A 21285-nucleotide genomic window follows, 5' to 3' on the forward strand; every position below is an offset into this window, starting at 1 on the left:
ATGAGATTAGGTTGAATCGTCATCACGCTCTAGCTTGTTGTCAAAGCATGATCTTTTCGGAAAACCGCTTCGCACTTTTCCGGATCATGCTCTAGGCCGGGACGACGGCGAGTGTGTGGCGCGGTCTGCGAGTCATACATCCGCATTCTCGCGACACAATCTGCCCGAGCTTTGCTCTTCGTCTCGCCCTCTCCGTAAACAGAGGGCGCAAGGGGGGAGCCCGGGAAGCGCGCTCACCTTACTGTCATGCAGCGACGCGCATTGTCTAACGATGACTGAGAGAGCGAGGTTCGCCTACTCCGCCCCATCACTGATCACGAAATCCCCGTCAGAATATTTCTGCCGGATTGCCTTCGCGGCCTGATATTCGGGGCAGGTGTAGCATTCCATCGCGGTGGCGCGATCCTTGAACTCGATGACGAAGTTGCGCTGGCGGGTAGCACCTTCCATCACCTCATACGGGCCATTGCGCACGATGAAATTGGCGCCGTATCTGGCGAATACCGGCATCGCGGCGGCGAGGTATTCGGGATAGCGGGCTTCATCGTGAACCGTGACGTGCACGATCCAGTAGGCTTTCGGCATGATGTTCTCCGGCTGAGGCTAGTCGCGGAACTGAGGCGCACCTCCCGCGGGACGCGCCACAGCATCAGAGAATTCCTGAAGCCGAGATTCAATTCACGATCGCGCGGGCGGTGTGTGACGTGCAGGTCAATTACCGCCCGCGAGCCGCGCGCTTGCGGAGATCGCCGTGACGACGTCACGGACCAGGTCGAATACGCCGTCCGCCTCGGGCGGCATGTTCGGCGAGCGGCCGAGCCGCACGATAACGAGCCGCCGTGACGGCACGATAATCACATATTGCCCGATCGTACCCTTGGCGAAGAAGGCATCGCGCGGCATGCCGTGCTCGACACGATAATTGGCGCCAAAGCTGTCGCCGAGATTGGTCCAGAAGCCCGCGCCGATGCCGACCCAGGCGTTCGGCGTCGGCGATGCCGAATATGTCACCCAGCCTTCGGGCAGGATGCGCTTGCCGCCGGCCACGCCGTCATCGAGATAGAGCTGGCCGAAGCGCGCCCAGTCGCGTGCGCTCGCCATCATCGCGCCCGATCCTTCTGGCGTGCCCGCAGCATCGAACTGCATCACGACATTGCGCATGCCGAGCGGACAGAAGAGCCTTTCACGCGCGAAGCGGATGACGTCCGCCGCGTGCCCGCCGGCGGCCTTGCGGATCAGATGCGAGAGGATGAGGTAGTTGCCATCATGATAATTCCAGACCTGGCCGGGCGCGCTCTCCAGCGGAGAGCTCTCAGCGAAGGCGGCCATATCCGATTCCATGAACTTCATGCGGTTGACCGGCTCGAGCACGGACGCCAGCGACGCCTGCAGCGAGCTGCCGAGAGCAAGGCCCGCGGTGTGGTGCAGCAGTTGATCGACCGTGATCGCGTGGCGCGGATCCTTCGGATCCTGCCAAGCGGCGATCGGCACCGGCTGGTCGACCGCAAGCTTGCCGTCGCGCACCAGAATGCCGATCAGCGCCGAGATCACCGATTTGGTCGCGGAGAAGCCGAGCAGCGGCGTGTCGGTGCCGATGCCGTCGGCGTAGCGCTCGGCGACGATGTGGCCATCCTTCATCACGACGACCGCGCGAGTGCGGCGAAACGGCGGCTCGGCCGGCTCCACGAAGGCGCGATCCAGCGCGGCCGCAAGCTGCTTGGTCTGCGGCGCGACAATCGCGGGACCCGCGATCTCGGGCAGCAACGCGGCTTGCGGCCTCGAAGGCGGCAGCGAGCCATCGGCAAGCACCGCGCCATGGTCGAGCGTGCAGCCCAAACCCTCGCGATAGACTGCGTGGCTGCGGCCGAGCCCGAACAAAGTCACGGTGACGTCCTTGCGATCGAGGTCGACCTCGGTGTCCATCGCCCAGGTGATCAGGCCGGCCCCCGGCATCGCGTCGGTGGTCTCGGCCAGGTTTCGCCTGGGGTCGAGCCCGCTGACGAAGGTCTCCGAGCAGATCACGTTGGCGACAAACCCGGTCGCGATATCAGGCACGTCGCGGGCGCGGGCGGCGGACAGCGCCAGCGCACCGCAGGCGGTGGCGGCAACGAGAACGAAGACGAGCTTTCGACGGGTCACGGGATCCTCCGGCATGATGCGATGGGTGCGTGGCCGGGATCAGGCCGGAGCGGACGCGGACACGCTCGCCGGATTTGGAAATGAGGCTAGTCGAGGACTCGGTGCGGCTCGCCGATTTTGGAATTATCGCGTGATTACAATAGGCTGCGTAGCGAGCCTCCTCTTCCTTTCTCCGCTTGTGGGAGAAGGTGGTGTGGACGCAGTCCACGCCGGATGAGGGTCTATATGCTACCGCATCGAATCCACCCTCTCCCACAAGGGGAGAGGGTGCAGCGGTATGCGCTGAAGCCAATCACACCACACCCGCCTTCAGCTTCCGGTACTCCGTCGGCGTCACGCCGGTGGTCGCCTTGAAGGCACGGTTGAAGGGGCCGAGCGACTGGAAGCCGGCGTCCATCGCAATGGTGATGACCGGGACCTCCACCTGCGCGGGATCGGCGAGCGCCGCCTTGGCCTCCTCGATCCGGTGGTTGTTGAGGAAGACGTTGAAATTGCGGTAGCCGAGCCGCTGGTTGATCAGCCGCCGGAGACGATATTCGGGGATCTTCAGCCGGGTTGCCAAGGTGCCGATCGTGACGTTGTCGTGGCGATAGACCCGCTCGTCCGCCATCAGCCGCATCAGGGCATCGACCAGTCTCTGGTCCGCCGCCTCCTCGACCGCGGCCGGCTTCGTCAGCACGACGGCCTCCGCCGGCGCCGTGAACAGGTCGGCGCCGTCGACGTGCATCATCGCCCAGGTGATTGCGGCCACGATGGCGGTGAGTACGGCCGCGTTCAGCAAATTGGCCCATTCCACGGTCACGCGGCTGCCGGCATAGGCGATCTGAAGCAGCGCGTTCATGCCGCCGTAGAGCGCAGATGCGGCGACGATGAAGACACGGACACGGCGGCGGCGCTCGACCAGATCCGCCGACCACGATCCGATGGTTTGCACCACCGCGAGCGCAAGGAATACGAGCGTGAGCGAATTGACCATGATGATCGCGATCCGCGCGTGACCGGCGGGTGCGATCCACATGCAATTGACGAAGCTGTAGGCCACGACCGCGGTCCAGATCAGACCGTGCCACCAGCGTAGCTGAAACGCGTCATCAAACAGCGCGCGCGTGAACAGCCAGAACACCACGATATCGCCGGTCGAGAGCGCGATGAGTGGCGCATGCCAGGCCGACGCCAAAGGCGCAGCGCCGATCGATGCGGTGACCGCATGCGCCGCCGAGCCGAGCGCGAAAGCGGCCGCAAGCCGCCCCGACAGTGCCTTGTGAAAATCAGTGAGCAGCAAGGCGGCAAGCACCAGCAGCAGCGCCACGCTGGCGCTGCGCAGGCAGAGTTCAAGTGCGGCCCAATCTGAAGCAGCCGATGTCATCGCCGAACAATCGTCGGTCGGACAAGGTTTTTCAAGATGGCTCGTGCTGCCAGCGCTGACGTGTCGTCACCCAGATATCGACGACATCACCCTCAAGCTCGCCCGGCCCCTCGTTCACGGCACCGAGCCGCCGCGCCACGGCCTGAGAGGCCACGTTGGCCGGACCGATGCAATGGATGATGCGGTCGAGCGTGAAGTTTGCGAACACAAAATCGATCGCGGCGCGCGCCGCCTCCACTGCATAGCCCTTGCCGCGGTGCTCCCTGGCGATGCCCCAGCCGACCTCGAAGCCCGGCCAGCCCGGCGGATAATATGGACCGACGCGGCCGATGTAGCGGCTGGAGGATTTCTCCTCGACCGCGAACATCCCGAAACCGTGCAACGCCCAATGACCTGAGATGATAGCGGCGTTGCGCCAGCCCTTCAGCTCCGACGTGACCGGCTGATGATCCGGCGTGATGAAGCGCGCCGTCTCGGGATCGGACAGCATCCGCGTGTTGTCGGCGACATCGGACGCCCGCCACGGCCGCAGGATGAGCCGGGCGGTCTCGATCACGGGACCATCGACCTGCAACAGCTTTGCGCCCGGCCTGATCAGAGAAACCATCGTCACTCCCGGTTTCCAAGTTTGCTCTCGCCGATATCGCACACGAGCCGCAAATAGACCATCGCGACCGGACAGTCGGTCGCGCGACGGGGCGATCAAATCCTGTTACGATCGCGGCAAACGAGAAGGAGTTTTTCCATGAGCTGGCAGCCCTCGACCGATCCCGAACTCGGCGATCCCCAAACCTGCGACGCGCTGGATCTGATCATCGTGCCGCGCACCCGCGATCTCGGCGACGGCTTTGCCGTGCGCCGCGCGCTGCCGCACGGCAAGCGGCAGATGGTCGGCCCCTTCATCTTCTTCGACCATTTCGGCCCGGTGCAGTATCTCGCCGGCAAGGGCATGGACGTGCGGCCGCATCCGCATATCGGGCTCGCCACCGTCACCTATCTGTTCGACGGCAGCATCATGCACCGCGACAGCGAGGGCAACATCCAGGAGATCCAGCCCGGTGCGATGAACCTGATGACCGCGGGCCGCGGCATCGCGCATTCCGAGCGCACCCCCGAGGTGCAGCGCCGCGACGGCCAGAAGATGCTGGGGCTGCAGAGCTGGATTGCACTGCCTGAAGGTAAGGAAGAGATCGCGCCGTCGTTCCAACATTACGGCGCCGGCGACCTGCCGATGATCTCGGAGCGCGACTTCACCGCGCGCATTATCGCCGGCTCGGCGTTCGGCATCAGCTCACCGGTCAGCATGGTCTCGCCGTGGTTCTACACCGAGGTGACCGCGCAGGCCGGCACTTCGGTGCCGCTCGACCCCGACCACGAGGAGCGCGCGATCTATCTCGTCGACGGCGAGGTCGAGATCGCGGGCGACCGCCATGAGGGGCCGCGGCTTCTGATCTTCCGGCCCGGCGACCGCATCACCGTGAAGACGCTGCGGCCGACGCGCATGATGTTCCTCGGCGGCGACGCCCTGGAAGGTCCGCGACACATCTGGTGGAATTTCGTCTCGTCCTCGAAGGAGCGGATCGAGCAGGCCAAACAGGACTGGAAAACCGGGCGTTTCGCGCAGGTTCCGCACGAACACGAGTTCATTCCGCTGCCGGCGTGAGCTATTTCCTGTGCTAGTCTCTGGCGCCCGCACGCCTCGTGCGGGCGCTCGTCTTTGCAAGCCACCGATTTTGAATAGCCACCCGGAAAGACCCCGCCATGACCGCGATGCTATCCAGCGATTTGCCCCTGCCCCGGGTCGGCCGCGGCAAGGTGCGCGATATCTACGCCGTCGGCGACGACCGCGTGCTGCTGCTCACCACCGACCGCATCTCGGCATTCGACGTGGTGATGGCGGAAACCATTCCGATGAAGGGTGCGGTGCTGACCCAGATCAGCGCCTGGTGGTTCCGGCAGCTCGAAGGCACCGTGCCGCATCACATGATCAGCGCCGACGCCGACGAGATCATCCGCGCGGTGCCGGCATTGAAGGATCATCGTGCCGACATCCTCGGCCGCGCGATGCTGTGCAAGCGCACCACCGTCTTCCGGATCGAATGCGTGATCCGCGGCTACATCTCCGGCTCGGCCTGGAAGGAATACGCCGCCGAGGGCACCCTCGCTGGTGAGAAGCTCCCGGCGGGCCTGGCCGAGAGCCAAAAGCTCGAACCCGCGATCTTCAGCCCGGCGACCAAGGCCGAGGCCGGCCATGACGAGAACATCACGGTGGCGCGGGTGCGCGAGATCGTCGGCCCCGACGTCGCTGCGGCGCTGGAGAAGATGGCGCGCGACGTCTATGGCTATGGCGAGCAGACCAGCCGCGCGCGCGGCATCATCATTGCCGACACCAAGTTCGAATTCGGCCGCGACAGAGATGGCCGCATCATCCTGATCGACGAGGTGATGACGCCGGATTCCTCGCGCTTCTGGGCGGTCGACGCCTACAAGCCCGGCCAGCCGCAGCCGAGCTTCGACAAGCAACCGCTGCGCGACTACCTCGACATCGAACGCCGCGCCGGCCGCTGGAACGGCGACGCTCCGGCCCCGCGGCTGCCCGCCAGCGTCGTGGACGCAACCAGCAAGCGGTATCTCGAGGCGTATCGCCGCGTCACCGGGACCGAGCTGAAGGTCTAGCTGCCGTCCCTGCACGGGGATGACGGAGACCAATGAGAGCTCGCCTCACTTTGCCCATCCTGCGCAATTGCGCTTTCTGTCGCGGGATTGCGCGCGCATCGCCACTGATGTCACTCTCCGGGCACAACAAGAACAGCCCAGGGAGCGCCCCATGTCTGATGCCGATACCGTGCTCGTCGAGCGCGATGGTCCTGTTACCGTCATCTCCATCAACCGTCCGCACAACCGCAACGCCGTCGATGGCGCCACGGCACGCAAGCTGTATGATGCGTTCCTCGCTTTCGACGCCGATGCGAGCGCGTCGGTCGTGGTGTTCACCGGCACCGGCGGCACTTTCTGCGCCGGCGCCGATTTGAAGGCGGTGGCGGCGGGCGATCCCGACAAGAAGCGCGAGATCGGCGGCCACAACACGATCGCGCCGATGGGACCGAGCCGGCTGCGCCTCTCGAAGCCGGTGATCGCCGCGATCGAGGGCTTTGCGGTCGCCGGCGGCATGGAACTCGCGCTGTGGGCCGACATGCGCGTCGTCGCGGAGGACGCGACCTTTGGCGTGTTCTGCCGCCGCTTCGGCGTGCCGCTGATCGATCTCGGCACCATCCGCCTGCCGCGGCTGATCGGCCATTCGCAGGCGATCGATTTGATCCTCACCGGGCGCCCGGTCGGCGGGCCTGAGGCTTATCGCATGGGGCTCGCGAACCGGCTGGTGCCGAAGGGCGAGACGCGGGCGCATGCCATTGCGCTCGCCAAGGACATCGCGAAATTCCCGCAAAACTGCATGCGCGCCGACCGGCTGTCGGCGCTGCGGCAGTGGGATCTCGAAGAGGAAGACGCGATCCGGAACGAGATGCGCGGCGGGCTCGAGGTGATCGCCTCGGGCGAAACCCTGGCGGGCGCGGCGCGCTTTGCCTCCGGCGTCGGCCGTCACGGCGCCTTCGGCAAGGACGACGGGCACGGCTGAAGGACTTCACTTTCCGCATCGCGTTGCGCCTGTCCCGTCGTGGGAAAGGTGAAGCGTGTGCGCACGTCGAGACCGCGCGGCAACAAAAATCCTGTTGTCGCCTGGCGCCGCGGTCGTCTACCACTGATTGCGGTAGTCTGGGGCATTTTTCAACGTGATCAATCGATCGCTTTATTTCGGCTTGCGGACGCGGCGGGCCATGCATGACGTTCTCGGCGGCAGCGCGGCCAGTGTGCTCGGCATCACCTTCGGCCTGTCCTACGCGCTGCTGATCTTCGCCGGCCCCTTGTCGCCCTATCTGTCCTACGGCGTGGCAGCGACATTCATCTCCTCAGCGGTGCTCGCGACCTTCATCGCGCTCGGCAGCTCGCTGCCGTTCGCGGTCGCCGGCCCCGATTCCTCCACCGCGGCGGTGACGGGAATCCTGATGGCCTCGCTGGCCGAGCGCATCGGTGCCGCCAACCCGGCGGCGCCGCTGCTCGCGCCGGTGCTGATCACGCTCGGGCTCTCGACCATCGTCACCGGTATCCTGCTGTGCTGCCTCGGGCTGACCCGGCTCGGCCGCGCCATCCGCTACGTGCCTTACCCCGTGGTCGGCGGATTCCTCGGGGCGACCGGGCTGCTGATCGTGCTCGGCGCAGTCCGGGTGATCACCGGTTACCCCGTGCAGCTCAGCACCCTCTTCCACTTCACGAATGTCATCACGATCTCCGAGCTCAGCGCCGCCTGCGCGATGGCGCTGGTGCTCTATCTGACCTGGCATCGCTCGCGCACCCCGTTTGGCCTGCCGATCATCCTGGTCGGCGGCGTGATCGTGGCGCATCTCGCATTCTGGATCATCGGCATCACGCCCGAGGAAGCTCATCTGACCGGCTGGACCTTCGAGCCGCCGCCGGCATCGACCTTCAGGCTGCCGTGGCACGCGGCCGAGCTTGCGCAGTATCCATGGTCGGCGGTACCGGACCTGCTCGGCAATCTGATTGCCGTCGTCTTCGTCACGGCGGCGAGCACGCTGTTCAACACCACCGGCATTGAGGTCGCGGTGCATCGCGAGGCCAATCTCGAGCGCGAGCTCAACATCACCGGCTTCGCGAATATCCTGACCGGCGCGCTGGCCGGCTACGCCGGCTGCATCTCGGTCAGCCGCTCGATCCTCAATTTCTCCAGCGGCGGGCGCGGCCGGCTGTCGGGGCTGACGGTTGCGGCGATCTCGCTGCTGATGCTGGCCGTGGCGCCGCAGCTGCTCGGCTACATGCCGAAATTCGTGCTCGGCGGGCTTCTGATCTATCTCGGCGCCGACCAGCTGCACAAATGGATGATCGAATCGCGCAAGCGGCTGTCGCAGACCGAATATCTGTCGCTGCTCGCGATCATCGTCATCATCGTGGCCTGGGGCTTCGTGCCCGGCATCCTGATCGGCGTCATCATCGGCTGCGCCACCTTTGCGCTCAGCGCGGCGCGGGTCGAGGCGATCAAATACGGTTTTGACGGCTCGGAATATCGCAGCTCGCTGGATCGCTCCCGCGACGACCGCGCGGTGTTGTCGGCCCATGGCGGCAAGATCCAGGGGTTGACCCTGCAAAGCTATCTGTTCTTCGGCTCCGCCAACCGGCTCTACCAGCACGTCAAGGCGCTGCTGCGCGAGCATCCCGAGTGCCGTTTTCTGCTGTTCGACTTCAAGCTCGTCACCGGCGTCGATTCATCGGCGGCCTACAGCTTTGCGCAGATCAAGCGCAGCGCGCACGAGGTCGGCGTCGAGCTGGTGCTGGTGCATCTGTCGGCCAAGGCCGAACAGGTGCTGCGCGCCAGCGATTTCATCACCGATGGCGTCACCGTGATCGACGAGCTCGATCACGCACTGGAGTGGTGCGAGAACCAGATCATTTCGCAGCACCAGGAGCTGGCGCAGGAGGAGGCCGACCTGCGCGGCTGGTTCACGGGAATGCTCGACAGCGAGACCGACGCCGACGCGCTGATCCGGCGCTGCCAGCGGATCGAGGTCGACGCCGGCGAGGTCATCGTGCACGCCGGCGACGCCGCCGATTCCATGCACTTCATCCTCGACGGCCGCGTCGGCATCATGGTGCCCGCCGAGGACGGCCGCACCACGCGCGTGCGCAGCCTCGGCCGCTACACCACGATCGGCGAGATGGGCCTCGTCGCGCACACCCCGCGCAGCGCGACCATCCAGGCCGAGATGGCGAGCGTGCTCTATGTGCTGAACACCCACCAGTTCGCCGCGATCCGCGACGAGGACCCCGACCTCAGCCACAAGCTGCTCACTTACTTCGTCGCCGTGATGGCGGAGCGGCTAACCTTCGCCAACCGCACCATCGCGGTGCTGCGGCGTTAGCAAGCGACGAGGTGAGTTTCGTTGTCAGCCAGGTCGGGATTCGGCTCCCGCTTGCGGGGGAGGGTTGGGGTGAGGGTTTTCACCACGCGTCGCCCAGTGGAGAGAGCCCCGACACGCACCGCGTCTTCGACGCGATGCGACCTCCTCCGCACGCGGGAGCAGGAGGCCGAAAACGTGGATGCACTACAGCAACCCGCGGCTTTCGCTTGCCGCAAGCTGATCCATCAGCGCCTTGTCGTCATAGCGCGCGAGCGAAAGGCTGCGGGCGAATTCGGGCACCGGCGCGCCGGCCACGGCGCGGGCGCAGAGGTCGCCGGTGGCGCAGGCGCCCATCGTGCCGTAGCCGGAGAGCGCGGTGGCAAGGAACACCCCCGGCGTCTTCGCTGCACCAATCAGCGGCCAGTTCTCCTTCGTCATCGGATAATAGCCGCCGTAATGCACGCGATCGCGCGGCAGCGCGCCGAGATACTGCGCGAGGCGGGGCTGCAGCCGGCTCGCCGCGCGCAGCACGACTTCGGGAAAATAGGGATTCAGCTCCGGCTCGCGGACCGGCGCCGTGGTCTGCTCGGCGTTGAAGGCCCAGCCGAGCTTGATCCACTCGCCGTGATCCCCGCGGTCGGGTCGGCAATGGATGCTGCCCGGCATCGGCGCCAGCAGGCGCGCGAATTCCGGCGCCGTTGACAGCGCCTCGCGCTCGTCATCGGACCAGGCCAGGGTCTGGCCGTCGAGATCGATCGCGAACGGCATTTTGCGATCGACCGCGCGGTTGCGATCGGCGAAAGCGATCTTCTGCTGCAGCACATTGACGATCGGAAGATCTTCGTCGTGCATCGCCGCGACGCGCGCGGCGAACGGGCCCGCGGCATTGACGATGATGTCGGCCTTGATGGTCTGCCTCGCGCCGTCGGCCAGCACATCGATGGTGAAGCGATCGGCCTTGGCGATACCGACGACCCTCGCCTGCTGGAACTGTGCGCCGAGCGGACGCATGGTCTCCAGCATGTACTGGCCGAGCTGCTGGCCGCTGATGTCGCCCGCCCTGCGGATATGCAGCGCGGTCGCGACCTCCTGGTCGAAGGTCGGGTAATACGCCCCGATCAGATCGCGGCCGAGCAGGACGTCGACGCCGTCGGGCGCCGTCTGCCAGTCGGCCGAATGCGGCGGCAGATAGCCGCGGCTTGCGCCCTCATGCAGGCGGATCAGCCTGGCGGCCTGCTCGCCGTAGCCGGCGTACAATTGCTGCAGCAATTCCTCGGGCTTCTCCTCGCGCGTGACCAGAAGATATCCGCGCCGCGTCATGTGGATGCGGTTGCCGCTGCGCCGCGCGATCTCCTCCATCAGGTCGGTGGAGTGATTGGTGAAATCGGCCATCGTCGGATGCGGCCACCAGTTGCGGTAGTTCTCGCCCGACTGCGCCGAGGTCAATGCCATCGGCTGGCCTTCATCAACGATCAACAGACGCGAACGCTTGTGCTGGACGGCGAGGTAGTAGGCCGTGACGATGCCGACGATGCCCGCACCGATCACCAGGATCTCGACGTCATTGGTCTTCACGTGCGTTCTCCAGAGGCCCGCAGCAGGCCCGCGATGGTTGACATTGTCCTGATGTCGATCAGACGGCGCGCTCCGGACCCGCATCGCGCAACACCTGGCGCTGCGCCGAGCGCAGCGTCTTCTGCGTTTCCTCGATGTGATCGCGCAACAGGCGGATGGCCTTCTTGACCTCGCCGTCGCGGCAGAATTCGAGCAACCGGTAATGCTCGCGTTGCGGACGCTCCTTGCCGGTCGCTTGCGACACCAGCGCCCGCGTGAAGCGGCCGACATGGCCGTAATTCGCCTCGATCATCGCGAGCAGCCGCGGGCGATTGCACGGCGCGTAGAGCGTGGCGTGGAATTTCCAGTTGAAGGCGCCCCATTGCGCCGGATCGGGCTCGGCGTCGTAGGCGCGGAGGATCTTCGCCGCTTCCTCGAGATCGATCTCGCCCATCGCCGGGATCGCCAATCGCAAGGCGTGGCACTCGAGCGCGATACGAATCTCGAGCAGCTCGATCACCTCGTCGATCGACAGGTCGGAGACGACAGCGCCGCGGTTAGGCAGGATGGTGACAAAGCCCTCGGCCTCGAGTTGGCGCAGCGCCTCGCGCACCGGGATGCGGCTGGTCCCGAACCGCGCGGCAAGCTCGTCCTGGCGCAGCTGCAATCCGGGGGCGAGCTCGCCCGAGCTGATCGCGGCCCGCAGCGCCTCACGCACGGCATCCGGCGCGGAACCGTGAGGTCCGGCTCCTCGATGGCTGGCAGCGGTTGCAGGTTCCATCCGGCCTCCCTCTCGCTGGGTGACCCCCGGCCGAGATATCCGACGGGGGCATTATTGTATAAAATATCTTTGCAGATTATGCAACAATAGGGCATAAAATCTGGCTGGATTGTATCCAATCTTGCCGACATTCACGAGCACCCTATGAATCAAGCCACCAAGCAATTGATCTACATAGTCTTTCTCGCGACGACGGCATCCGCCCCGGCGCAGGCCCAATCGCCCGGCGGCACGCTGGCGAAGATCCGCGACACCGGCGAAATCCGGCTCGGGCACCGCGATGTCTCGGTCCCGTTCTCCTATCTCGACGACAACCAGAAGCCGGTCGGCTTCGCGATGGACCTCTGCGCGCGGATCGTCGATGCGGTGAAGAGCGAGCTCAAGCAGCCCGCGCTGCAAACCAGGCTGCAGCCGATCCAGCTCTCCACCCAGATTCCGCTGATCGAGAACGGCACCATCGATATCGTCTGCGGTCCCGCCACCAACACGCTGGAGCGGCAGAAGGTCGTCGCCTTCAGCAACACGATCTTCGTGTCGAGCATCCGCGCGGTGGTGCAGAAGGACGCGCCGATCAAGACCTTCGAAGATCTCGGCGGCCGGCCGGTCTCGCTGACCTCGGGTTCGACCTCAATTGGTCTCTTGAGCGCGCGCGCCCAGGAGAAGAATTTTCAGACCAAGAACATCCTGACCCCGGACCATGCCGCATCGTTCCTCGCGCTGACCACCGGGCGCAGCGACGCCTTCGTGATGGACGATATTTTGCTCGCGAGCCTGATCGCCGGCAGCCGCAATCCGGCGGACTGGCGCATCATCGACGACAGCCTGCGCACCGAGCCCTACGGGCTGATCATTCGCAAGAGCGATCCGGAGTTCAAGGCGCTGGTCGACAAGACCCTGGTTGCCATGATGAAGAACAACGAGTTTCAGGAACTCTACGCGAAATGGTTCACGCGGCCGATTCCGCCGAAGAACCTGAACGTGAATTTCCCGATGACCGCACCGCTGAAGGACGCCGTCGCCAATCCGAACGACAAGGGCGTGTGATCGGCAATCGCGGGCGCGCGGCGGATGTTTCGCAGCGAAATCGCGACAACGAATGGCCACCGCGCACCAGCTTGTGGCACGCGACAGCCTTTCGACGCTTCCCTAGAAGTCAACCGTCATGGAAAGCCACAGCGTGCGCGGCATGCCGCTGATCACGTAGCCGGTTGGATTGCCGATCCAGTAGTGCTTGTCGAACAGATTGGTCAGTGACGCCCTGAACGTGGTCGGGCGCCCCGCGAGGCTCGTCGCGTAGCGCGCACCGATGTCGAAGGTCGCCCAGGCGGGGACGCTCTGGAAATTGTCGGCGCTGACATAGGCCCGGCTGGTGTAGATGGCGCGCGCCGTCGCGGTGAGGCCCGGCACGAAGGGCGTGTCCCATTCGACGCCCAGATTGCCCTGCAGGTCAGGCGCGCCGATCGCTCGATTGCCGTCGTAGAGGTGGCCTTGCGTCTGGGTGAGCCGGGCATCGAGCCAGGTCACGCCACCGAGGACGCGGACGCCGGGCGCGACCTCGCCAAAGGTATTGAGCTCAATGCCGCGGTTTCTCTGTTCGCCATCGAGGCTGTAGATCTTGGAGACGGGATCGATCACACCGCTCGGCAGGCTGATCTGGAATGCCGAGAGGCTCGCGCCGAAGCCTTCGAGATCGAGCTTCGTGCCGACTTCCACCTGTCGGGTCTTGAAGGGTGCGAACACCGCATTGGTGTTCACCGCGCCGGAAGGCGGCGTCGGTCCCGGCGTCAGGCCTTCGATGTAGTTGGCATAGAGCGAGAGCTGCTTGATCGGCCTCACCACCAAGGCAATCGAAGGCGACGTTGCGCTGTCGTCGTAGTGCGTCGTTTCCAGCCCGCTGACGGGATTGAAGCTGTTGGCGATCACCTGCTGTTGGCGCGCGCCCACGATCAATTGCAGCATGCCCCCCATGGTCGTGATGGTATCGGCAACGCCGACGCTGCGCAGTCCGAGGAATCCCGACTTGCCCTCCGGGAACGTCGATACCGGAGTGCCGGCGGTCGCCAGCAAGGTCGGTCGGTAGATGTTGGTCAGGTAGGTCGCGTAGTTGGTCTGGCCGAGCCAATCGGTCCGGTCGAGCGCGCTGCCGCTGACAACGACCTCGTGGCCGACGGGTCCCGTGTCGAAACGCGCGCGGACGCCCGCCTCGCCGGAGACGCCCTCCGACTTGCCAGTCTGGAATCGGGACGTGCCCAAGGCGTCGCCCGCGGTGTTGAGAATCGTCGCGCCCGGATCTTCCTGCTTGTCATAGCGGAACTGGTTGGCGCCGATCGCGCCAAACACGGTCACGCTGTTGCTGAGATCGTATTCGGCCCTGGTCAAGCCGGTCAGGCTCTGCGAGCGCGCACGGTCAAACGGCTGCGCGAGATTGATCCGCGGATCGGGAGCCTTCGGCATGGCGATGCCGGGCAGCGGCGTGTAGCCGCGCTGGGCCGCCTTCATCCAGTCGTCCTGGGAGATAATGTCCGCGGACCAGCGAAAGCGTTCGCCATGATAGTCGACGCCGAGCGAACCGACGCCGTTGCGCGTGGACTGCCGATCGATGGAGGTGTGACCGCCATCAATCCCGCCGTTGAAGCGAACGCCCCACTCCTTCTGTGCGCCATAGCGGCGTGCGAGGTCGAGCTCCGTTCCGAAACGTCCGTCCGAGATATAGCCCGCGGTCAGGCGCGTGAGGTCTTCCGCCGCCCGCTTGGTCACGACATTGACGGTGCCGCCGATGCTGCCTTGCGGGGCCATACCGTTGAGGAAGGCACCCGGTCCCTTGAGCAGCTCAATGCGCTCGATGGGAGCCGGGTTGACGCGATAGGCCGGAACGAGGCCGTAAAGTCCGTTCAAGGCGATTTCGCTGTTCTCGACCCGGAAGCCGCGGATGGTCAGCGCGTCGTAACGGTTGCTGCTGCCGATCGCAGCGCGCACCGACGGATCGGAATTCGTCAGCACTTCCGCAACGCTGGTTGCCTGCTGATCGCGGATCGTCTTCTCCGTGTAGCTCGTCAGGCTGTACGGCGTATCCATATAGTCCTTGTTGCCGAGCAGGCCGAGTTGTCCGCCGCGCGCGACCTGGCCGCCGATATAAGGCACGGGCAACGCCGCCTGCTGCGCGCCGGCTGTGAGCGTGGCCGCAGGTGCCTGCGCGTGCTCACGCCTGCTCGCTTGATGCGATGCCGACGAGCGCGCAGATCGTGTCGATGACGGCCTCCGAACCGGCGCGGCCCGATGCTGTGGCGCGGCCACGACGACCGGCGGAAGCGGCGCCGCGCTGCTTGCGGGTGGTTGCTCTGGCGACTGCGCGAGCGAAGGGACCGCAGTCAGGAGGAGAGACGCGCACGCGAGTCGGAATGCGCATGAAACATTTGAGGTGACGAGCATGAGGTCCCCGGATTCTTCTTGGCTTCGTCCCGAACATCGTCAGAGTTCGAGCGCGACCACCGGGGCATAAGCAGCATGCGCTGTGACACCAACTAGAACGCATCTAAGAGAGGGGATGAAGCTTGCTGCGCGAGGCGACATCGATGCGGAAGATTCCGCGTTTCGATTATTCTTTCGTTGAGTGGCGTCGCGCGTATGCAGCTTGATTCTGAAAGCTCGCTTCGAGATTAGAAAGATTCTTGATTGCGATCGCCGTCGCGATCGGAGCGCCATCATTCGGCGGACGCGGTGAATTGTCGCACGCCGGCCGCCGGAGCGATCGACGAGGACGACTGACGGGCTCGCCGGCATGCGTCCCCTCGCCCGCAAAGGGCGAAGGGACGCGGCTCGGCGATCAGACGCCAGCCATCATCACGTATTTGATCTCGACATATTCATCCATGCCGTGACGCGAGCCTTCGCGGCCGAGGCCACTTTCCTTGACGCCGCCGAACGGTGCGACCTCGGTCGTGATCAGGCCGGAATTGACGCCGACCATGCCCGCCTCCAGCGCCTCGGCGACACGCCAGACACGGCCGATGTCACGCGAATAGAAGTAGGAGGCGAGGCCGAACGGCGAGGCGTTGCACATCGCGATCACGTCGGCCTCGTCCTTGAAGCGGATCACCGGCGCGAGCGGGCCAAATGTCTCCTCATGCGAAACCAGCGCGTCCGGCCGCACATCCGACAGCACCGTCGGCTCGAAGAAGCTGCGGCCGAGCGACGAGCGCTTGCCGCCGGTCACGATCTTGGCGCCGCCCTTCACGGCGTCGGCAATGTGCCGCTCGACCTTCTCGATCGCTTCCATGTTGATCAGCGGCCCCTGCGTCACGCCCTGCTCGGTGCCGTCGCCGATCTTCATTTCCGCGACCTTCTTCGACAGCCTCGAGACGAACTGGTCGTAGATCTTGTCCTGGGCATAGAGACGGTTGGCGCAGACGCAGGTCTGGCCCATGTTGCGATACTTGGAGACGATGGCGCCTTCGACCGCGGCATCGATATCGGCATCGTCGAACACCACGAACGGCGCGTTGCCGCCGAGCTCGAGGCCGAGCTTCTTCACGCCGACCGACGCCTGCCGGTACAGGATCTTGCCGACCTCGGTCGAACCGGTGAAGCCGACGAAGCGCACCGCCGGATGCTCGCACAGCACCTTGCCGATCGGCGGCGCATCACCGGTGATGATGTTGAACACGCCCTTCGGCACGCCGGCCTTCTCGGCCAGCACCGCGAGCGCGAGTGCCGACAGCGGTGTCTCGTTGGCGGGCTTCAGCACCACCGTGCAGCCGGCGGCCAGCGCCGGCGACACTTTTCGCGTGATCATCGAGTTCGGGAAATTCCAGGGCGTGATGGCGCCGCAGACGCCGATCGGCTGCCGGATCGCGAGCAGGCGGGCATCCGGACGCTGCGTCGGGATCGTCTCGCCATAGACGCGGCGCGCTTCCTCCGCGAAGAACTCGACATAGGCAGCGCCGATATCGACTTCGCCGAGCGCTTCCGCCAGCGGCTTGCCCTGCTCGGAGGTCAGGATCAGCGCGAGGTCCTCGCGATTGGCGATGATCAGGTCGAACCATTTGCGCAGGATGTTGGAGCGCTGCTTGGCGGTCAGCTTGGCCCAGGCCGGAAACGCACGCTCGGCAGCCTCGACGGCCTTGGTCGCATCGTCGGCGCTCAGCTGCGGGATCTTGATCAGCTCGGCGCCGGTCGCCGGATTGTTGACGGCAAATTCGGGGGTGCCGACCCAGGCGCCGTCGATATAGCAGCGGTCGCGCAGCAGCGACGGGTCCTTCAGGCGGCCATGGAGGGAAGATGCTGCGGATTGCGTGGCGCGTGCGGCAACGGACGGGGTCATGGCGTTACTCCTGGAACTTCCTTGAACTTCCCTTGGGGGGTATTCGCCGCCTATATAAGCGGAAAGCCGCGGCGATGCACCGGCGGCCGACGCGACCCTGCTTCAAGCAATATTGAGGGCTGGTGCGCGATCGTTTTCGACGCGCCGCGCGGCGGCTGTCAGACGGCGCCGCCGGACATATAGGCTTCGCGGCGGCCGATCATGCGTTCGGCTGCGGCCTTGGCATCAGCCTTGGTCGAGGTCGCGCAGGTGCGGTATTCGAGGTCGGCCTGCGCCCGCGCATCACGGCGGCCGAACCAGGATTTGGTGCCGCTCAGCAGCAGCGCCAGTGCCCGTGCGACATTGTCGACTGCCTCGAACGAGTGCAGCGCGCCGGTACCCGCGTAGCGGACTTCATAGAGACCTGGGCTGATCGGCGCCTCGATATTCTCACCGCGGCCCGGCCGCGGATAGCGTTTCCATTCACTCCATGTCGAAATCATTGCTGCGTCCCCGCAAGGCGCTAAATGACGATGCTTTTCGTCAAATCCATCCCAATCCGCCGCACCGTTTATGCAGCGATCTGAATGCGTTAATGCAAATAATCAGGTACGAAAATCAATCTGCCGATCACGTTACCGTGGCCACCTTTCCGGGTCACCGGGACTTGTGTGGAGTCCACCGCAAAATCTGCGCGCGTGGTGAACACCTGTTGAGCGTGGCCGTTCCTAACGGCCCGGCCTTCACGACATCGCGACAGTATCGCATCGCGCCCGCCTTGCGGGAGCGGAAAAGCGGGAGGATGATCCGCCCACTTCAAAACAATAAACCCCACCGGAGGAAGCCCCCAATGCAGAGCAAGGCTCAGATCGATCAGGTACTGCGTCAGAAGAGCGAGGCAAAGGAGATTCCCGGCGTCGTCGCAGTCGCGGCCACCGGCAACGACGTGATCTACGAGGGCGCATTCGGCAAGCGCGACCTCAGCAAGAGCGATCCGATGACCGCGGACAGCGTGTTCTGGATCGCCTCGATGACCAAGGCGGTGACATCAGCGGGCGCGATGCAGCTCGTCGAGCAGGGCAAGCTGTCGCTCGATGAGCCGATCGGCAAGCTGCTGCCCGATCTTGCCGCACCACAGGTGCTGGAAGGCTTCGACGCCAACGGCGAGCCCAAGCTGCGGCCGGCGAAAACGCCGATCACACTGCGCCAACTCATGACCCACACCGCCGGCTTCTGCTACGACCTGTGGAACGCCGACATGGGCAAATACATGGAAAAGACCGGCACGCCCGGGATCATCTCGTGCCTCAATGCCGCCCTGAAGACGCCGCTCGCCAACGAGCCCGGCACACGCTGGGAATACGGCATCAATATCGACTTCGTCGGCAAGGCCGTGGAAGCCGCATCCGGCAAGAAGCTCGATGCCTATCTGCGCGACAACATGTTCGCGCCGCTCGGCATGAGCGACACCGCATTCAAGATCTCGGACAACATGCGCAAGCGCCTGGTCGCCATGCACGCACGCGGTGAGGACGGCACGCTGGCGGCGATCCCGTTCGAGCTCGAGCAGAACCCCGAATTCCACATGGGCGGCGGCGGCCTCTATTCGACCGCTGCCGACTACATCAAGTTCTGCCAGATGATCCTCAACAAGGGCAAAGGCAACGGCAACCAGCTGCTGAAGCCGGAGACCGTCGCGACAATGGGGCAGAACCAGATGGGCGACATCAATGTCGTCAAGATGACGACGGCGGCGCCGCCCTACACCAACGACGTCGATCTCTATCCCGACATCGTCAAGAAGTGGGGACTGAGCTTCCTGATCAACACCGCCAAGACGCCGGAAGGCCGCAGCGCCGGCAGCCTCGCCTGGGCGGGCCTTGCCAACACCTATTACTGGATCGATCCGTCGCGCGACGTCTGCGGCGTAATCCTGACCCAGCTGTTGCCGTTCGCCGACAAGCACAGCCTGGAGGCGTTCGCAGGCTTCGAGAAGGGCATCTATGCCGGGCTCGACGCCGGCAGCGGGCAGAGAGCGGCCTGAAGTTCCAAAGGTCGAACGACAGAATCGGTCGCTCCATCAACTCGTCATGCCAGGCCTTGTGCCGGGCACCCACGTCTTTGCTTCCCCGTGAGGAAGACGTGGATGGCCGGGACATAGGCGAGCGGAAGCGACGCCGTCCTTCAGACGGCTATGCCCGGCCATGACGAGCCTGGAACAGCAAGCTTGCAGGAAGGGATTCTTTACACCCGCCATAGGTCGGGCCTGTCCCATCGGTGCCAAACGACTAAAATCGCGCAAAAAGGCGCGGCGACACGACACGACACGACACGACCACGACCACGACCACGAGGAGGACGATCTTGGCACCCAAGATCTTGATGCCCAAGGCAGACAGCTATGTCTGCGGCATTTCCGATACGCCGCTGCTCGGTGAAACCATCGGCCGCAGCCTCGACCGCGCACGCGCGCGCTGGGGCGATCGCGAGGCGCTGGTCTCGCCCAGCCACAATGTGCGCTGGACCTGGAACGAATTCGCCTGTCACGTCGAGGCCTTGGCGGCCGGCTTCCTCGCCCTCGGGCTGCAACGCGGCGAGCGGATCGGTATCTGGTCGCTGAACCGGCCGGAGTGGACGCTGACGCAATTCGCCGCCGCGAAAGCCGGACTGATCCTCGTCACCATCAATCCCGCCTACCGGCTGAGCGAGCTCGAATTCGCGCTCGGCAAGGTCGGCTGCGCGGCGATCGTGACCGCGACCGCGTTCAAGACCTCGGCCTATATGGAAATGCTGAACACGCTGTTGCCTGAACTTGCGAGCTCGGAGCCCGGCCATTTGCGATCGGCGCGGCTGCCGCAATTGCGCGCCGTGATCCAGATCGGCGGACCGGCGGCATCAGGTACGATTCCGTTCGACCAGGTGTCGCAGATCGGCGGGGAACGCCACCGCGAGCAGCTTGCGGCGCTCGGCGCGAGCTTGCAGTTCGACGATCCCGTCAACATCCAGTTCACCAGCGGCACCACCGGCTCGCCCAAGGGCGTGACGCTGACCCACCACAACATCCTCAACAACGGCTATTTCACCGGCCGCGCCATGCGCCTGACCGAGCAGGACCGCATCTGCATTCCGGTGCCGCTCTATCACTGTTTCGGCATGGTGATGGGCAACCTCGCCTCGGTCACGCTCGGCACCACCATGGTCTATCCTGGCGAAGGCTTCGATCCGCTGGCGACGCTGACGACGGCCGCACAGGAGAAATGCACGACGCTGTACGGCGTGCCGACCATGTTCATCGCCGAGCTCGACCATCCGGAATTCGCGCGTTTCGACCTGTCCTCGCTGCGCACCGGCATCATGGCTGGCGCGCCCTGCCCGATCGAGGTGATGAAACGCGTCAACACCGAGATGAACATGCGCGAGGTGACGATCGCCTACGGCATGACCGAGACGAGCCCGGTGAGCTTCCAGAGCGCGACCGACGATCCGCTGGAACGCCGCGTCTCGACCGTCGGCCGCATCCATCCGCATGTCGAGGTCAAGGTCGTCGATCTCGACGGCAAGGTGGTGCCGCGCGGCGAACGCGGCGAGCTCTGTACCCGCGGCTACAGCGTGATGCTCGGCTATTGGGATGAGAAGGAAAAGACATCAGACGTGCTCGACGCCAATGGCTGGATGCACACCGGCGATCTCGCCGTGATCGACGACGAGGGCTATTGCAACATCGTCGGCCGCATCAAGGACATGGTGATCCGCGGCGGCGAGAACCTCTATCCCAGAGAGATCGAGGAGTTCCTCTATCGTCATCCGAAGATCCAGGACGTGCAGATCTTCGGTGTCGCCGACCAGCGCTATGGCGAGGAGCTGTGCGCCTGGGTCAGGGTGCGCCAGGGCGAGACGCTGACCGCCGACGAAGTCCGCGCCTTCTGCCAGGGCCAGATCGCCCACAACAAGATCCCGCGCTATGTCGAGTTCGTCGACGAATTCCCGATGACGGTGACCGGGAAGATCCAGAAGTTCGTGATGCGCGACGCGGTCGAGAAGCGGCTGGGGCTGAAGGCAGCGAAGACGGCGTGACCGGTTTCTTCTCCCTCTCCCCGTTCTTTACGGGGAGAGGGTCGGGGTGAGGGGCTCTATCAGCGTACACCGCGAGTTCGAATCCGCGGCGACTCCCCCTCACCCG

16 protein-coding genes are annotated in these 21285 nt (G+C 64.9%); 7 read left to right on the forward strand and 9 right to left on the reverse strand.

Features of this window, described 5'->3' with window-relative positions; translation table 11 throughout:
* Positions 1–294: 294 nt before the first annotated feature.
* The 4 genes from ABIB78_RS24135 to ABIB78_RS24150 form a co-directional block, all read right to left on the reverse strand.
* Entirely contained in the window at positions 295–585 is a 291-nt protein-coding gene (locus ABIB78_RS24135; RefSeq protein WP_429029097.1) for a DUF1330 domain-containing protein, read from the reverse strand.
* A 126-nt stretch (positions 586–711) separates the two neighbouring features.
* Entirely contained in the window at positions 712–2139 is a 1428-nt protein-coding gene (locus ABIB78_RS24140; protein WP_429029098.1) for a serine hydrolase domain-containing protein, read from the reverse strand.
* 292 nt (positions 2140–2431) lie between these two features.
* A complete protein-coding gene (locus ABIB78_RS24145) occupies positions 2432–3505 on the reverse strand; it encodes a helix-turn-helix domain-containing protein (protein WP_429029099.1) in 1074 nt (357 codons plus the stop codon).
* 31 nt (positions 3506–3536) lie between these two features.
* Positions 3537–4112 carry a GNAT family N-acetyltransferase gene (locus ABIB78_RS24150; protein WP_429029227.1) on the reverse strand — a complete coding sequence of 192 codons (576 nt, stop codon included), beginning with the start codon at positions 4110–4112 and terminating at the stop codon, positions 3537–3539.
* 138 nt (positions 4113–4250) lie between these two features.
* Between ABIB78_RS24150 and ABIB78_RS24155 the strand changes: the two genes are divergently transcribed.
* The 4 genes from ABIB78_RS24155 (at position 4251) to ABIB78_RS24170 (ending at position 9492) form a co-directional block, all read left to right on the forward strand.
* On the forward strand, positions 4251–5168 hold the full coding sequence (locus ABIB78_RS24155; protein WP_429029100.1) for a pirin family protein: 918 nt from the start codon (positions 4251–4253) through the stop codon (positions 5166–5168).
* A 98-nt stretch (positions 5169–5266) separates the two neighbouring features.
* The gene (locus ABIB78_RS24160) at positions 5267–6181 is read left to right on the forward strand and encodes a phosphoribosylaminoimidazolesuccinocarboxamide synthase (RefSeq protein ID WP_429029101.1); all 915 of its coding nucleotides are present in this window, start codon (positions 5267–5269) and stop codon (positions 6179–6181) included.
* A gap of 151 nt (positions 6182–6332) precedes the next feature.
* Positions 6333–7139, forward strand: a complete 807-nt coding sequence (locus ABIB78_RS24165) for a crotonase/enoyl-CoA hydratase family protein (RefSeq protein ID WP_429029102.1) — start codon at positions 6333–6335, stop codon at positions 7137–7139.
* A 199-nt stretch (positions 7140–7338) separates the two neighbouring features.
* The gene (locus tag ABIB78_RS24170) at positions 7339–9492 is read left to right on the forward strand and encodes an SLC26A/SulP transporter family protein (protein ID WP_429029103.1); all 2154 of its coding nucleotides are present in this window, start codon (positions 7339–7341) and stop codon (positions 9490–9492) included.
* 183 nt (positions 9493–9675) lie between these two features.
* On the opposite strand, the gene ABIB78_RS24175 is transcribed toward ABIB78_RS24170, so the two are convergent.
* Together ABIB78_RS24175 and ABIB78_RS24180 are read right to left on the reverse strand one after the other, a co-directional pair.
* On the reverse strand, positions 9676–11046 hold the full coding sequence (locus tag ABIB78_RS24175) for an NAD(P)/FAD-dependent oxidoreductase (RefSeq protein ID WP_429029104.1): 1371 nt from the start codon (positions 11044–11046) through the stop codon (positions 9676–9678).
* 58 nt (positions 11047–11104) lie between these two features.
* On the reverse strand, positions 11105–11806 hold the full coding sequence (locus ABIB78_RS24180; protein WP_429029105.1) for a GntR family transcriptional regulator: 702 nt from the start codon (positions 11804–11806) through the stop codon (positions 11105–11107).
* Positions 11807–11950: 144 nt separating this feature from the next.
* Here ABIB78_RS24180 and ABIB78_RS24185 point away from each other — a divergent pair, with 144 nt between their 5' ends.
* Positions 11951–12850 carry an amino acid ABC transporter substrate-binding protein gene (locus tag ABIB78_RS24185; protein ID WP_429029106.1) on the forward strand — a complete coding sequence of 300 codons (900 nt, stop codon included), beginning with the start codon at positions 11951–11953 and terminating at the stop codon, positions 12848–12850.
* A 102-nt stretch (positions 12851–12952) separates the two neighbouring features.
* Here the strand turns inward: ABIB78_RS24185 and ABIB78_RS24190 are convergent, their stop codons facing one another.
* The 3 genes from ABIB78_RS24190 to ABIB78_RS24200 form a co-directional block, all read right to left on the reverse strand.
* A complete protein-coding gene (locus tag ABIB78_RS24190; RefSeq protein ID WP_429029228.1) occupies positions 12953–14947 on the reverse strand; it encodes a TonB-dependent receptor in 1995 nt (664 codons plus the stop codon).
* A 682-nt stretch (positions 14948–15629) separates the two neighbouring features.
* On the reverse strand, positions 15630–17126 hold the full coding sequence (locus ABIB78_RS24195; protein ID WP_429029107.1) for an NAD-dependent succinate-semialdehyde dehydrogenase: 1497 nt from the start codon (positions 17124–17126) through the stop codon (positions 15630–15632).
* 158 nt (positions 17127–17284) lie between these two features.
* Positions 17285–17608, reverse strand: a complete 324-nt coding sequence (locus ABIB78_RS24200; protein WP_429029108.1) for a hypothetical protein — start codon at positions 17606–17608, stop codon at positions 17285–17287.
* Positions 17609–17955: 347 nt separating this feature from the next.
* Between ABIB78_RS24200 and ABIB78_RS24205 the strand changes: the two genes are divergently transcribed.
* Both ABIB78_RS24205 and ABIB78_RS24210 read left to right on the forward strand, forming a co-directional pair.
* Positions 17956–19149, forward strand: a complete 1194-nt coding sequence (locus tag ABIB78_RS24205; RefSeq protein ID WP_429029109.1) for a serine hydrolase domain-containing protein — start codon at positions 17956–17958, stop codon at positions 19147–19149.
* A gap of 338 nt (positions 19150–19487) precedes the next feature.
* Positions 19488–21179, forward strand: a complete 1692-nt coding sequence (locus ABIB78_RS24210; RefSeq protein ID WP_429029229.1) for an AMP-binding protein — start codon at positions 19488–19490, stop codon at positions 21177–21179.
* The last annotated feature ends 106 nt before the right edge of the window (positions 21180–21285 follow it).

The sequence above is a fragment of the Bradyrhizobium sp. I1.14.4 genome, from assembly GCF_050435825.1.
In the GTDB taxonomy this organism is placed as follows: Bacteria; Pseudomonadota; Alphaproteobacteria; order Rhizobiales; family Xanthobacteraceae; genus Bradyrhizobium.